Raw genomic sequence first — 13,339 nt, 5'->3', positions numbered from 1 at the left:
TCAGGCTCACACCCGGCGCGGTGGGTGTTGGCAATTAAATCCTTGAAATATAAAGGTTTAACCTTGCGCCATCGGCGCATTGTCCGCGGTGATCCGGGCGCGAAACGCCAGCAAGTCCTGCCAGGCAAGTCGCTTGCTGACCGGCGCTGCGGCGAGATCCTGGGGATGAAGTGTTGCAAGTGCCGCTATTTTCCGGCCCGCAATCTCGATTTCCCGCCATTCTCCACGCAACTGATGGATCGTCTGGGCACCCCCGAAGAAGAATCGCGCCGCGAAATTGCCGAGCAGCAGCAGGTGATTCGGCTCCGCCAGCGCGATCTGCCTCTCGATGAAGGGCCGGCAGATGTCGCTTTCCGCGCTCGATGGCACCCGGTTTCCCGGCGGACGCCATGGGATGACGTTCGAAAGCAGGACGTCGGCGCGGCTGAGGCCGATGCCCGCCAGCATGCGATCCAGCATCGCGCCCTGCCGTCCTGAGAAGGGAAGGCCTTCTCGGTCGTCGTCGGCATTCGGCATGGGGCCGATCACCATGACGGAGGGGCTCGCATTTCCTTCCGCAAAGACCAGGCCGCGCGCACTGTTTTTCAGATTGCAGCCGCCAAATCCCTCCATGGCCGTCCGCAACTCCGCAAGAGTGCGCGCGCTCGACGCCACAAAGGCGGCATCGGCGACGGCTTGTCCGTCAGGAATGGCGACGGAAGGAGCGGGGGCTGCATCGCGCTGGGGGGGGCGCGTCGTCGTGCGCGCGGGCCCGCTGCCGGTTCGTGCCTGCGTGTCCTCGGCCTGCCGGGGCGAGGAGGCGCTTGCCGCCCCCTGCCTTGCCGCATGCGCGGCCCGCATCGCCTCGAACTCGGCAAACCGGTCCATCGGCTGTTCTTCCAGCAGCCATTCGACGCCGGCATCGGCGTGGAACGCGAGCAGGGCGGCCAGTTCGGCGGCGTCGAGGTCGGAAGCGGAGATCATGGCGCTAGCCATACAGGAACCCTTGCATGGGCGGCAAGGGCGCGACAGCCGCGTGCCGCTTATCCCGCGTCGAAGCTCTCTGCGTCAGACGGAGCGCGCAGCACCGCCGTCGCAGCGGATGATGCTGCCGGTCACGTAGCTGGCCGGCTGGCTGCACAGGAAAGCCGCCGTGGCGGCGAATTCCTCGACCGTACCGTAGCGCCCGGCGGGAATGGCCGCCTCGGACGCAGCCGCGATTTCCTCCAGCGTCCGGCCGCTTCGCTTGGCTGCAGCAGCATCCAGGCTTTTCAGCCGGTCCGTCAGAATGCTGCCCGGAAGCAGGAGGTTGGCGGTTATCCCCTGGGCGGCCACCTCGCTTGCCAGCGTCTTCGACCAGCCGGCAAGCGCCGGCCGCAGCGTGTTGGACAGCGCCAGACCGGGGATCGGTTCGATGACGCCGGAAGACGCGACGGTCAATATCCGCCCCCAACCCTGGCTCTTCATCTGCGGAAGCAGGCGGTTGGTGAGCGTGATCAGCCGCAGCACCATCGCGTTGAAGTAGGTTTGAAGCGTCTCCGGCGTCATGTCCTCGGTCGAACCCGGCGTCGGGCCGCCGGAATTGTTCACCAGGATGTCGATCCCGCCCAGCTTTTCGGCAACGCCCGTCACCAGCCGCTCGACCACGTCTGCCTCGAACAGGTCCGCGGGGACGAAGTCGGCCCGTCCCAAGCCTTCCGCGTTGATTGCGGCGCAGTTTGCCGAAAGCTCTTCGGCATTGCGGCCGCAGAGCAGAACGTCGGCGCCCTCCCGGGCCAGTGCGACGGCAATGGCGCGGCCGAGGCCGCGCGACGAGGCCAGCACCAGCGCTCTCTTTTTCGAGATTCCGAGGTCCATGACAGTCTCCCTGTGATCGTTCTATCGTCGTTCGGCCGGCAAACTAGTCGAGAATGGCGTCGGCGCAAACCGTGGGAGCCGTCAGAGCGTCCGGGCGGACCAGTCGGCGATGTCGTCGCGCGCGCCGATCAAGGCCAGGCCGTGAGCGATTGACAGGAGTTCGCCGCCGCTTTCGATTCGGTCGCGGTCGAAGCGCTGCTCGAACAGTCGGCGCACCGCCGGCACGAACGATGTTCCCCCCGTCAGGAACACCTTGTCGATGTCGCCAGGCGCCGTGCCGGTCTGTGTCAGCACGTCGTCCAGCGCCTCTTCGATCCGCTCGAGTTCAGGCGCGATCCAGCCTTCGAAGTCACAGCGTCTGACGACGCGGCGGGCTTTGTCGCCAAGCGGCGGAAAGGCGAATTCCGTCTCCTCGGCGTTCGAAAGCCGCATCTTGGTTGCCGAAACGGCCTGGTACAGCGGATAGCCTTCGTCCATCTCGATGAGATCGACGAAGGCCTCAAGCTTCTCGGGCTCGAGGCTGGCGCGGACCAGCTTCTTCAATTCGGTGAAGTCGCGCAGCGTCTTGAAGATCGAGAGCTGGTTCCAGCGGCCGAAATTCGCATAGTAGCTGGTCGGCACTTCAAGAAGCTTGTCGAAGCTCTTGAACATCGAGCCCTTGCCGATGACGGGCGATACGATGTTGTCGATGATGCGGAAGTCGAAATTATCGCCCGCAACGCCGACGCCGGAGTGGCCGAGCGGTGTCGCCGTCAGTCGCCCGGCATGGCTCTCGAAGCGAATCAGCGAGTAGTCCGTCGTGCCGCCGCCGAAATCGCTGACGAGGACGGTGGCGTCGCGGTCGAGGTTGCGCGCGAAGTAGAACGCGGCGGCAACGGGCTCGTAGACGTGATGGACTTCGGGGAAGCCGAAGCGGGCAAGTGCGGCGTTGTAGCGCTCCGTCGCAAGCCGTTCGTCCGGATTGCTGCCGGCGAACCGGACCGGCCGCCCGACGACGACGCGTCCCGCGCCGCCTTCGAATTCCGCGCCCGCATAGTCCCGCAGGCGCGACAGGAAGGCGTGCATCAGGTCTTCGAAATCGTAGCGCTTGGCAAAGACCAGCGTGCCCTGGAACAGGGCCGAGGCGGCAAACGTTTTGATCGACTGGAGGAAACGGCATTCGCCGGGGTTGTCGATGAACTGGGCGATCGCGGCGGGCCCCGCTTCGCTGGAAAGGCCGTGCAGGCCCTTCTTCATGAAGGAAAGCGCGGTCCGGAGCGTGTCGGTCTCGCCGACCGGCGTCTGCATGAGTACGGACTGCGTCGTTGTGCCGCAGGTGGTGGCGAGCACCGAGTTCGTGGTGCCGAAATCGAGGCCGTAGGCGATCGTCATGACGGGTCCGGTGTGGTGAACGGCGGGAAGGGCGCGCCTCCTCCCACGTTCGTCGGGCAAATGCAAGGCGGATTGCCGGATCACGCACCCTTTCGCGTCGGCAAATGATGCCGTCGGGATGATTCGTCCCGGCCAAAGGCGCCATTCGCGCCTGCGCATGACATCATGCGCAAATACGGCCACTCTCTGTCGCCCCTTGGCTCGACAGACGCTTGTACATTTGTCATGAGGACACCAAAACGAATAGTCGTCAAAGGGGACGGCAGCGGAGGCTGGAAAATATGAGCGAGGCGATGGACCTTCCCGAACGCGAGAGCATGGAATTCGACGTGGTCATCGTCGGCGCGGGGCCGGCCGGTCTGGCGGCAGCGATCCGGCTGAAGCAGGTCGATCCTGATCTCTCGGTGGTCGTGCTGGAGAAGGGCTCCGAGGTTGGCGCGCACATCCTGTCGGGCGCCGTCGTCGATCCGATCGGCATCGACCGGCTGCTGCCGGACTGGCGCGAGGATCCCGACCATCCCTTCAAGACCGAAGTCACGGACGACCATTTCCTGCTGCTCGGCCCGGCCGGCTCCGTTCGCCTGCCGAACTTCGCCATGCCACCCTTGATGAACAACCACGGCAACTACATCGTCTCGCTCGGCAATGTCTGTCGCTGGCTGGCCACCAAGGCGGAGGAACTCGGCGTCGAGATCTATCCGGGCTTTGCCGCTTCCGAAGTCCTCTATAACGACGAGGGTGCCGTCATCGGGGTGGCCACCGGCGATATGGGCATCGGCCGCGACGGCGAGCCGGGGCCGAACTATACCCGCGGCATGGCGCTGCTCGGCAAATACACGCTGATCGGCGAGGGTGTACGCGGCTCGCTCGCCAAGCAACTCATTTCACGGTTCAAGCTGGATCAAGGCCGCGAGCCGCAGAAGTTCGGCATCGGCCTGAAGGAGCTCTGGGAGGTCCGCCCGGAAAACCACAAGCCTGGCCTGGTCCAGCATTCCTTCGGCTGGCCGCTCGGCATGAAGACTGGTGGTGGTTCGTTCCTCTATCATCTGGAAGACAACCTCGTCGCGGTCGGCTTCGTCGTGCACCTCAACTACAAGAACCCCTGGCTCTATCCGTTCGAGGAATTCCAGCGCTTCAAGACGCATCCGGCCATTCGCGGCACCTTCGAGGGCGGAAAGCGGCTCTCCTACGGCGCCCGCGCCATCACCGAGGGCGGTTACCAGTCGGTGCCGAAGCTGTCGTTCCCCGGCGGCGCGCTGATCGGCTGCTCGGCCGGCTTTGTCAACGTGCCGCGCATCAAGGGCAGCCACAATGCCGTGCTGTCGGGCATCCTCGCAGCCGAAAAGCTCGCCGATGCGCTTTCCGCCGGCCGCGCCCATGACGAGCCGATCGAGATCGAGCGCGGCTGGCGCGACAGCGCCATCGGCCAGGACCTCAAGAAGGTGCGCAACGTCAAGCCGCTGTGGTCGAAGTTCGGCACCGCCATCGGGGTGGCGCTCGGCGGCCTCGACATGTGGACGAACACCCTGCTCGGCTTCTCCTTCTTCGGGACGCTGAAGCACGGCAAGACCGACGCCGCCTCGCTGGAGCCGGCCGAAAAGCACAGCAAGATCGATTATCCCAAGCCCGACGGCGTGCTCACCTTCGACCGTCTCTCCTCGGTGTTCCTGTCGAACACCAATCACGAGGAAGACCAGCCGATCCACCTGCAGCTCAAGAACCCGGAACTGCAGAAGACTTCGGAACTGGACGTCTTCGCAGGCCCGTCGACCCGCTACTGTCCCGCCGGCGTCTACGAATGGGTGCAGAAGGACGGCAAGGACGTGTTCGTCATCAACGCCCAGAACTGCGTCCACTGCAAGACCTGCGACATCAAGGACCCCAACCAGAACATCAACTGGGTACCGCCGCAGGGCGGCGAGGGGCCGGTCTATCCGAACATGTAGCGGAGCGGGATGGTCGGGCGTTTCAGTCCCGATCAGGCAGCCGATGCTAGTCCGCGTGGCCGACGTCAAGCGCCAGTGCGATGTTTGCAAGGCGCTTGGCGCGCGTCCAGAGTGCAGTGTTCGGGCTGAGCTTGACGGACGACAGTAGGTGGGCATCGAGATAGCCGATGCCGGTTCCCATCAAGCCATGTTGCTTGATCAGGTGGAAAACTTCGCTCGCCGCGGCCACAGGTGCCTGCGGCAGATCGCCCGGCAGGATCGATCTCTGCGCAGCCCTCGTGTCGGACAAGCTTCGACAAGGCCTCGTTCAGGAGCGCGGCGCTCGCGCGATAAGATCGTCGTCCAGCGTGAACGTGGTTCTCATCGCGGCCTCCGGAATTCATGCATCAAAAGAGCATCAGATGATGCAGTTCACAATGTTCCGGCCTCGTCGGGGTGACGTACTTGTGACCAACTTCCACTACACGTCCTTATCACTTCATTAACCATAATCTCAATAAACCTTGGTCATCATATTGACTCACCAAGGACACATTCATGTCGATTTCCCGTCGAGGCCTGCTTTTGGGCATGTCGGCCCTTTTGGCCGGCTGCGCCACCAATGCTCCCAATCATGTCGCCAACTATGCGGCCGTGCCGGACGAGAAATTTCCGCTCAAGGCCATGCCGCTGGACAAGATCAAGCCGGAATTGCGCCGCCAGGAAGTCGCCTATGAGGGCCCGCACAAGCCCGGTTCGATCGTCGTCGATACGCCGGCGCGTCGGCTCTACTACGTTATGGATGGCGGCAAGGCGATGCGCTACGGCGTCGGTGTCGGTCGCGAGGGGCTGGCGTTCGCCGGCAGCGCCTATGTCGGTCGCAAGGCCGAGTGGCCGCGCTGGACGCCGACGGAGAACATGATGCGTCGCGAGGAGCGCTACCGCAAGCTCGCCGGCGGCATGGAGGGCGGCCCGTGGAACCCGCTCGGCGCCCGCGCCATGTATCTCTACCGCGGCGGCAACGACACCCACTTCCGCATCCACGGCACCAACCAGCCGGAGTCGATCGGGCTTGCCATGTCGAGCGGCTGCGTGCGGATGCTCAATCACGACGTGATTGACCTTTACGAGCGCGTCAAGGTTGGCGACCGCGTCGTCGTTATCCAGGCCTGAGTCCGCGTTCCCGAACTAAAAAGCCAAGTTCTATCATTTGATTAGCCACCCTGCGCGCATAGCGTGGGGTTGCTGCGCGATACAGCCTTCGCGCTCGCTGCGAATTGCTCGCGATGGCGCAACGTGGCCAGTGTCGGACGCATATTGAGCGACATTAACCCTCACTCCTGCAAAACTCACAGATGCGGAAATGGTGTGCCGGCGGGTTTCTTGCCGGCCGGCCGGCCGTACACTGAATCGCGATGCCGGTTGCGGCGGTGCAGTCGGACATTGGGGCGTTATCACCGCCTGGATAACAGAGGGAACCGACAATGAAAAAACTGCTTGCATCCACGTGTCTCGCCTTCGGCCTGTTCGGCCTGGCGAGTGCGGCATCCGCCGAATGCGGCGACGTCACGATCGCCAGCATGAACTGGCAGAGCGCCGAAGTTCTGGCGAGCCTGGACAAGATCATTCTCGGCGAAGGCTACGGCTGCAATGCCGAGATCATCGTTGGCGACACCGTTCCCACCATCACCTCCATGATCGAAAAGGGTCAGCCGGACCTCGCGCCCGAGGGCTGGGTCGACCTCCTGCCGGATGTCGTCAACCGCGGCATCGAGGAAGGCAAGCTCGTCGGCGCCGCCGTGGCACTGTCGGACGGTGCCGTGCAGGGCTGGTGGATCCCCAAGTACATCGCCGACGCCAACCCTGAGATCAAGACGATCGATGACGTCCTGAAGCATCCCGAGCTGTTCCCCGATCCGGAGGACAGCTCCAAGGGTGCCGTGCACAACGGCCCGCAGGGCTGGGGCGGCACGGTCGTCACCGCACAGCTCTTCAAGGCCTATGGCGGCGAGGAAGCCGGCTTCAGCCTGATCGACACCGGCTCGGCTGCCGGCCTCGACGGCTCGATTGCCAAGGCCTACGAGCGCAAGGAAGGCTGGGTCGGCTACTACTGGGCGCCGACGGCACTTCTCGGCAAGTATGAGATGGTAAAGCTGGAACATGGCGTGCCGGTCGACACCGCCGAGTGGAAGCGCTGCAACACCGTTGCCGACTGCGCCGACCCGAAGAAGAACGACTGGCCGAAGGACAAGGTGCAGACCCTCGTCACCAAGAGCTTCTCCGAGCGTGCCGGTTCCGACGTCATGGACTATCTCAACAAGCGCTCCTGGACCAACGACACCGTCAACAAGCTGATGGCCTGGATGACGGACAACCAGGCGAGCGGCGAGGATGGCGCCAAGCACTTCCTCCAGGAAAACGAAGCCCTGTGGACCCCTTGGGTTTCTCCGGAGGCCGCCGAAAAGATCAAGGCCTCGCTTTGATCCTCCGCGCTTGAACTTTGCGGCGCACCTCTGAGGGGTGCGCCGTTTGCCGGTTTGCCGGCGGTTGCTGGCGAAATGGCCGGCATCGAGGATGTACAAGAAAAGGGGATCGGCATGGAATGGCTCACCAAATTTCCGCATATGAACGACAACTCGCTGCGCGATCTGAAAAAGGCGATCGATGAAGGATTCCGCGCCTTTACCCGCGCCTATGGCGACGCGATCGAGAGCTTCTTCGAGCCGTTGCAGTTCTTCCTGATCCAGTCCGAACGGCTGTTGACGCGCACGCCCTGGCCGATCGTCATTCTCGCGATCGCCCTGATCGCCTGGTTCGCCAGCCGCAACTGGAAGATCGTTGCCGGCTGCGTCGGCACGCTTCTCGTCATCGGTTACTTCGACATGTGGGACGATACGATGAAGACCATCTCGATGATCTTCGTCTGCACCGTCCTGTCGATCGCGATCGGCATTCCGATCGGCATAGCCATGTCGCGCTCCGACCGGCTGCAGAACCTGATCAATCCGATCCTCGACGTGATGCAGACGATGCCGAGCTTCGTCTATCTGATCCCCGTCGTCATGCTGCTCGGCATCGGCAAGGTGCCGGGGCTGATCGCCGTGGTGATCTACGCCATCCCGCCGATGATCCGTCTCACCAATCTCGGCATCCGCCTCGTCGACAAGGACGTGCTCGAGGCGGCCGACGCCTTCGGCTCCTCCGGCTGGCAGAAATTGAAGAACGTGCAGATGCCCTTGGCCCTGCCGACCATCATGGCCGGCATCAACCAGACGATCATGATGGCGCTTGCCATGGTGGTCATCGCCTCGATGATCGGCGTGCAGGGGCTCGGCCAGCCGGTGCTGAAGGCGATCTCCAACCAGTACTTCACGCTCGGCATGTTCAACGGGCTTGCCATCGTCGGCATCGCCATCATCTTCGACCGCGTCAGCCAGGCCTACGGCAAGCGCCTGCAGCGCCACCGCGAGATCGTGCACGGCTGATCTGGCCCACCCTGCGCCTACGAGACAAGCCCCGACACCGAGTGCCGGGGCTTTTCACGTTCCGGATCTTCGGCCTCCTGTCCGCTTCGACGGCAGACCTGCGGCCAGCGCCGTGCCCCGTTCCGGACGTGAGGCAAGCGAGGACGCCGCCCCGGAGAGTGGGGGGCAGGGCGGCGTCCCGTCGCCGCTACGCCGCAGCGGCAACCGGTTCCGGATGGGAGGATTTCCATGCCACGACCATCAGGGCGCCGATGACGGTGACGTGTTCTGCGACGACGTAGAACTCCAGCGTCCTGAACGGCTCCTCCATGGTCCAGAAGGCATGGGCGATCGGAATGGTCAGGGCGGTGAAGACCGCCAGCATGCCGGCGCCGAGCCAGGTCAGGCGGTTGGCGATGATGAAGGCGGAGCCGAACAGCTGCGTCAGCGCCACGGCCGCATTGAAGAAGGGGGCGGGTTCGAGCCCGAAATGGGCCATCTCGGCAACGCCGGCGTCGAAGTTGATGAGCTTGGCGAGGCCGCTCATCCAGAACATCGATGTCAGCACCGTGCGTGCGACATAGCCGAACCAGGTGGATCCGGTAAGCGAATCGATGAAGCGAGGCATTTCAGTCTCCGATTGACATGTTGACGTCCCGTGCCCGCCGGGCGGACCGGTGCCGACCCGCCCGATCCTTTGGATCGTCGCGGCGGGTCGCTGGAGACATGTCTAGCAGAGCGGAAAATTGTGGGTGTCACTTCGGTAACACCCATAGAGGCAGGCGCCGGGCGTTACTCGGCGGGGCAGACGGCAAGCGATCCGACCTGCCTGTCGCGCCGGTCGAGGGCGACCGATATCGAAAAGACCGCAAAACCGCATACGGCCATGATCGCGCCGACATAGCCCATCGACGCATAGCCGTAGCCATGGCTGATGGAGAGGCCGCCGAGCAGCGCGCCCAGCGCGTTGGCAACGTTGAAGGCCGAGTGGTTCAGGGCGGCGGCCAGCGTCTGCGCATTGCCGGCCACATCCATCAGCCGCGTCTGCAGGGCAGGGCCGACGACGAAGCTGCAGCCGATCAGGAAGCAGCAGAGAAACAGCATCGCGGGAATATGCGCGGTCAGCGACAGCGTCACGAGCACGAGGAAGTAGACCAGGAGCGACCATCCGATCGTGCGCATCAGCGACAGGTCGGCCAGCTTGGCGCCGAAGATGTTGCCGACGATCATGCCGGAGCCGAAAACGGCCATGACAATCGGCACCATGGCCAGATCGAGGCCGGCGACCTCGGTGACGATCGGCGAAATATAGGTGAAGACGGCGAACATGCCGCAGAAACCCGTCGCGGCGATCCCGAGCGTCAGCCAGACCTGCTTGCGCTTGAAGGCTTCCAGTTCGGTAAACGCGTTGATCCCGACCGGCGCTTCGTCGCGCGGCAGGAAGACGGCGATCAGGACAACGGTCAGCGCGCCGGTGACGCCGACGGCGGCGAACATGTACTGCCAGTCGAGGATCTGGCCGAAGAAGGCGGCGAGCGGCGTGCCGATGAGCGTTGCAAGGGTGAGCCCCAGCATCACCCTGCCGACGGCCTGGGTGCGCTTGTTGACCGGCACCATGGAGGCGGCGACGAGGGCTGCGACCCCGAAATAGGCGCCATGCGGCAGCCCCGTCAGGAACCGCATCAGGATGAAGCTCGCGAAGGTCGGCGCCAGCGCGCTGGCGATGTTGCCGATCGCAAACACGCCCATGAAGGCGAGCAGCAGGTCGCGGCGACGGAAGCGCGCACCCATGACCGCAAGGACCGGCGCGCCGACCACCACGCCGAATGCATAGGCGCTAATGACGTAGCCTGCCTGCGCGTTGGTCACGGCGAAGGTTCCGGCCACATCGGGCAGCAGACCCATGATGGCGAATTCGCCCGTCCCAATGCCGAAGCTGCCGACGGCGAGCGCGAAAATGATCAGCGAAACGGTGAGGGCTGAAACGGGATGTTGTGCGGAGGCGGGGAGGGTGTCGGCCGTTATGTGCGATTGGGTCACGTAAATTACCTGTGCAGGTCCCGCATGACGGACAGGAGAACGTCTGCACGGCACGTCCTCCTGAGTGCTGAGCATGTCGATCCGGCTGCAGGCCATGCATGAATGGACGATGGGAACCGGCTGCGCAGAACGCGCCGATGATCGCAGTGAAGCTAACATTCTACGACGGATTAACTATCGGCAATTTTGCATGGCAGCATCCACGGATTTGCGTATGTGGCCGCCCGTGTCTGTTTGCTGCTGTTATTTCGCCGCTTTGCAACTATCTAATGCAAGGGACGTTTGGGGAGGGCGCTCACGAGGTTTGGAGAACGCGGATGCGGATTCAGGCGATATTCAACAAGGACGGCGGCACGTTTCGCACGACCGACATGGAAGACTATGTACGGCATGCCGAATCGGTTTTCGCAGCAGCGGGCCACCACCTTGATTGCGACGTCGTCGAAGGGGCAGACATCGAGATGGCACTGCGCCGCTGCGCCGATCGCACGGATCTCGATGCCATGCTCGCGGGCGGTGGCGACGGCACGATCTCGGCGGCAGCCGGCTTTGCCTGGGAAAGCGGCATCTCGCTCGGGGTGGTCCCTGCAGGAACGATGAACCTCTTTGCACGCTCCCTGCGCATCCCCCTCGATATCTGGCAGGCGCTCGATGCGCTCGCGGACGGAACCGTGGCGGATGCGGATATCGGCAGCGCCAATGGGCGGGCGTTCGTCCACCAGTTTTCCGCCGGCCTCCATGCTCGCATGGTGCGGCTTCGAAACGGCATGACCTATCGCTCGCGCGCCGGCAAGATCGTCGCCAATATTCGTGCCGCCGGCGGCGTCATGCTTGACCCCCCAGAATTCGAGGTCGAGTTCGACGTGGACGGCGTTCGCGAGCATCGCCGCGTCTCTGCCATCAACGTGTCGAACAACCGCTTCGGCAACGATGCGCTGCTCTATGCCGACAGCGTGACCGGCGGTCATCTGGGCTTCTATGTCGCCCAGCCCCTGTCGACCTCGGGCGTCGCGCGGCTCGCCTACGACATCCTGCGCGGCAAGCTTCGGGAGAATGCGGACGTGACGGAGATGGTCGGCAGCGCCGTTGATCTCCACTTCCCCAAGATGGACCGCGCCGTCAATTGCGTCATAGACGGCGAATTGCTGCCGATGAACCGCGACGTGTCGCTGCGTCTGCACGCCGGCGAACTGAAGGTCATCGTTCCCCGCGTGAAGGCGCAGTCCTCCCCGCAGGCCGCAGCGGCCTGAAGGGCGGCCCCGTCAGAGCCTCGCCAGATAGGTCTGGTAGTCGAAGTCCGACACTGTCCGCAGATGGGTGATGGCTTCCTTGCGCTTGGTGTCGCCATAGAGCTTCCGGTAGCGCTCGCCGAAGACGTCGGCGATGAAGGCAGAGGCCGAAAACTCCTCGACGGCGGTGAGGAAGTCGTGCGTCAGACGCGGCACGCCGACCGGGTCCTGCCCCGGTTCTGTTGCCGGCCCCGGATCCAGTTCCTCGTCCAGACCGAGCAGCATGCCGCCGAGGATGGCGGTCAAAAGCAGGTAGGGGTTGACGTCCGCGCCGGCTACCCGGTGTTCGATGCGGGCGGCCGGGCCGTCCTTGTCGGGAATGCGGATCGCCGTGCCCCTGTGGCCGAAGCCCCAGTCGATGTCGACGGGCGCAAACGAGCCCGGCTGGAAGCGGCGGTAGGAATTGGCGAACGGGGCGAAGATCAGCTGCGCTTCGCGCATCGTCTTCAGCATGCCGGCCGTCACCGATTTCAGCCGTACCGGATCGCCCCCCCTGGCATCGAGCACGTTGCGGCCGTCGCGGTCGAGGATGCTCGCATGCACGTGCAGTCCGGATCCCGCCTGGTCCGCATAGGGTTTGGCCATGCAGGTGGATTTCAGCCCGTACCGGCGGGCGGCCTGCTCGGCGACGCGCTTCAGGTAGATGCAGTCGTCGGCGGCTGCCAGCGCATCGGGCCGGTGCAGAAGGTTGATCTCGAACTGTCCGTGGCCGAACTCGGCGGTGGTCGCATCCGCCGGAAGCTCCATCTCACGGGCGAAGGCCCGAACCGTCTGCAGGTAGTCGTCCAGCGCATCGACCGCGCTCATGTCGTAGAGCTGATAGCCGTTGGGCTGGCCGCGATACATCAGCCGCTCCGGGGGCCGGGGCTTCCCGGTCACCCGCCAGTCGTCCTGCACCACGTAGAATTCGAGCTCGGTCGCGACGACCGGCGTCAGGCCGCGCTCGTCGAAGCGCTTCAGAAGGGCGGAAAGAATGGCGCGTGGGCACATGAAGCTCGGCGTGCCGTCGAGCTCGTGCATGGTGGCGAGCACCTGCTTGGAGCCCGGCGGCGCCCATGGCATCGGTGCCAGCGACCGGCGGTCCGGCTTGCATTCCCCGTCCGGGTCGCCGACCGAGAGCGACAGACCGGTGATGTCGTCATTGTCATCGCCCCAGATGTCGAGCGACTGGGTCGACGAGGGCAGGCGGACGGTGCCGTCCCAGATCTTCTTCTCCGCCTCGAGCGGGATCTGTTTGCCGCGGAGGTCGCCGTTCATGCCGACGAGCATGATCTCGATCCGGGGAGGAGCATTGGCCGGAACGTTGCCGTTCGCCGTGGAATCTTTGCGCATGGTCAGGTTTCGCCTCAGGCAGGTTTTCAAGCGTGCATCCGGGCGAGCGATTCTTCTGCCGCTCTCTTGCCAAATGCCTGTT

General features: G+C 64.1%; 12 protein-coding genes. 5 read left to right on the top strand and 7 right to left on the bottom strand.

The window, feature by feature from the left end; translation table 11 throughout:
• Positions 1 to 57: 57 nt before the first annotated feature.
• The 3 genes from CRO48_RS11645 to CRO48_RS11635 all read right to left on the bottom strand — a co-directional run bounded on the left by CRO48_RS11645 (position 58) and on the right by CRO48_RS11635 (position 3,207).
• Positions 58 to 963, bottom strand: coding sequence for a uracil-DNA glycosylase (locus tag CRO48_RS11645; protein WP_097139330.1), 906 nt, complete (start codon positions 961 to 963; stop codon positions 58 to 60).
• A gap of 84 nt (positions 964 to 1,047) precedes the next feature.
• Positions 1,048 to 1,836 (bottom strand): SDR family oxidoreductase, encoded by a 789-nt coding sequence (locus tag CRO48_RS11640; protein ID WP_097139328.1) that lies wholly within the window; start codon positions 1,834 to 1,836, stop codon positions 1,048 to 1,050.
• An 81-nt stretch (positions 1,837 to 1,917) separates the two neighbouring features.
• The gene (locus tag CRO48_RS11635; protein WP_097139325.1) at positions 1,918 to 3,207 is read right to left on the bottom strand and encodes an Hsp70 family protein; all 1,290 of its coding nucleotides are present in this window, start codon (positions 3,205 to 3,207) and stop codon (positions 1,918 to 1,920) included.
• 281 nt (positions 3,208 to 3,488) lie between these two features.
• On the opposite strand from CRO48_RS11635, the gene CRO48_RS11630 reads away from it, so the two are divergent.
• Positions 3,489 to 5,153 carry an electron transfer flavoprotein-ubiquinone oxidoreductase gene (locus tag CRO48_RS11630; protein WP_097139323.1) on the top strand — a complete coding sequence of 555 codons (1,665 nt, stop codon included), beginning with the start codon at positions 3,489 to 3,491 and terminating at the stop codon, positions 5,151 to 5,153.
• Between the two features lie 46 nt (positions 5,154 to 5,199).
• Here CRO48_RS11630 and CRO48_RS11625 read toward each other — a convergent pair whose 3' ends face one another.
• A complete protein-coding gene (locus CRO48_RS11625) occupies positions 5,200 to 5,442 on the bottom strand; it encodes a hypothetical protein (protein WP_097139321.1) in 243 nt (80 codons plus the stop codon).
• 248 nt (positions 5,443 to 5,690) lie between these two features.
• On the opposite strand from CRO48_RS11625, the gene CRO48_RS11620 reads away from it, so the two are divergent.
• From CRO48_RS11620 to CRO48_RS11610, 3 genes are all read left to right on the top strand, one after another.
• Complete coding sequence (locus CRO48_RS11620; protein ID WP_097139319.1) at positions 5,691 to 6,305, top strand: L,D-transpeptidase; 615 nt, start codon at positions 5,691 to 5,693, stop codon at positions 6,303 to 6,305.
• A 311-nt stretch (positions 6,306 to 6,616) separates the two neighbouring features.
• Entirely contained in the window at positions 6,617 to 7,615 is a 999-nt protein-coding gene (locus CRO48_RS11615; protein ID WP_097139317.1) for an ABC transporter substrate-binding protein, read from the top strand.
• A gap of 114 nt (positions 7,616 to 7,729) precedes the next feature.
• Entirely contained in the window at positions 7,730 to 8,617 is an 888-nt protein-coding gene (locus CRO48_RS11610) for an ABC transporter permease (protein WP_097139440.1), read from the top strand.
• Positions 8,618 to 8,804: 187 nt separating this feature from the next.
• Here CRO48_RS11610 and CRO48_RS11605 read toward each other — a convergent pair whose 3' ends face one another.
• Both CRO48_RS11605 and CRO48_RS11600 read right to left on the bottom strand, forming a co-directional pair.
• A complete protein-coding gene (locus CRO48_RS11605; RefSeq protein WP_097139315.1) occupies positions 8,805 to 9,224 on the bottom strand; it encodes a DoxX family protein in 420 nt (139 codons plus the stop codon).
• Between the two features lie 164 nt (positions 9,225 to 9,388).
• On the bottom strand, positions 9,389 to 10,636 hold the full coding sequence (locus CRO48_RS11600; RefSeq protein WP_245423494.1) for an MFS transporter: 1,248 nt from the start codon (positions 10,634 to 10,636) through the stop codon (positions 9,389 to 9,391).
• Between the two features lie 317 nt (positions 10,637 to 10,953).
• Here CRO48_RS11600 and CRO48_RS11595 point away from each other — a divergent pair, with 317 nt between their 5' ends.
• Positions 10,954 to 11,886, top strand: coding sequence for a diacylglycerol/lipid kinase family protein (locus tag CRO48_RS11595; protein WP_097139313.1), 933 nt, complete (start codon positions 10,954 to 10,956; stop codon positions 11,884 to 11,886).
• Between the two features lie 12 nt (positions 11,887 to 11,898).
• On the opposite strand, the gene CRO48_RS11590 is transcribed toward CRO48_RS11595, so the two are convergent.
• Entirely contained in the window at positions 11,899 to 13,257 is a 1,359-nt protein-coding gene (locus CRO48_RS11590; protein ID WP_097139311.1) for a glutamine synthetase family protein, read from the bottom strand.
• Positions 13,258 to 13,339 lie beyond the last annotated feature (82 nt).

The organism is Rhizobium subbaraonis (assembly GCF_900220975.1).
Lineage (GTDB): Bacteria > Pseudomonadota > Alphaproteobacteria > Rhizobiales > Rhizobiaceae > Mycoplana > Mycoplana subbaraonis.
The sequence above is the reverse complement of the archived record's forward strand: the minus strand, read 5'-3'. Positions and strand labels throughout refer to the sequence as shown.

Excerpts from the sequence above, each read along its gene's own strand:
- CRO48_RS11645 (WP_097139330.1), bottom strand. The coding sequence starts at position 963 with ATGATCTCCGCTTCCGACCTCGACGCCGCCGAACTGGCCGCCCTGCTC.
- CRO48_RS11640 (WP_097139328.1), bottom strand. The coding sequence starts at position 1,836 with ATGGACCTCGGAATCTCGAAAAAGAGAGCGCTGGTGCTGGCCTCGTCG.
- CRO48_RS11635 (WP_097139325.1), bottom strand. The coding sequence starts at position 3,207 with ATGACGATCGCCTACGGCCTCGATTTCGGCACCACGAACTCGGTGCTC.
- CRO48_RS11630 (WP_097139323.1), top strand. The coding sequence starts at position 3,489 with ATGAGCGAGGCGATGGACCTTCCCGAACGCGAGAGCATGGAATTCGAC.
- CRO48_RS11620 (WP_097139319.1), top strand. The coding sequence starts at position 5,691 with ATGTCGATTTCCCGTCGAGGCCTGCTTTTGGGCATGTCGGCCCTTTTG.
- CRO48_RS11615 (WP_097139317.1), top strand. The coding sequence starts at position 6,617 with ATGAAAAAACTGCTTGCATCCACGTGTCTCGCCTTCGGCCTGTTCGGC.
- CRO48_RS11610 (WP_097139440.1), top strand. The coding sequence starts at position 7,730 with ATGGAATGGCTCACCAAATTTCCGCATATGAACGACAACTCGCTGCGC.
- CRO48_RS11605 (WP_097139315.1), bottom strand. The coding sequence starts at position 9,224 with ATGCCTCGCTTCATCGATTCGCTTACCGGATCCACCTGGTTCGGCTAT.
- CRO48_RS11595 (WP_097139313.1), top strand. The coding sequence starts at position 10,954 with ATGCGGATTCAGGCGATATTCAACAAGGACGGCGGCACGTTTCGCACG.
- CRO48_RS11590 (WP_097139311.1), bottom strand. The coding sequence starts at position 13,257 with ATGCGCAAAGATTCCACGGCGAACGGCAACGTTCCGGCCAATGCTCCT.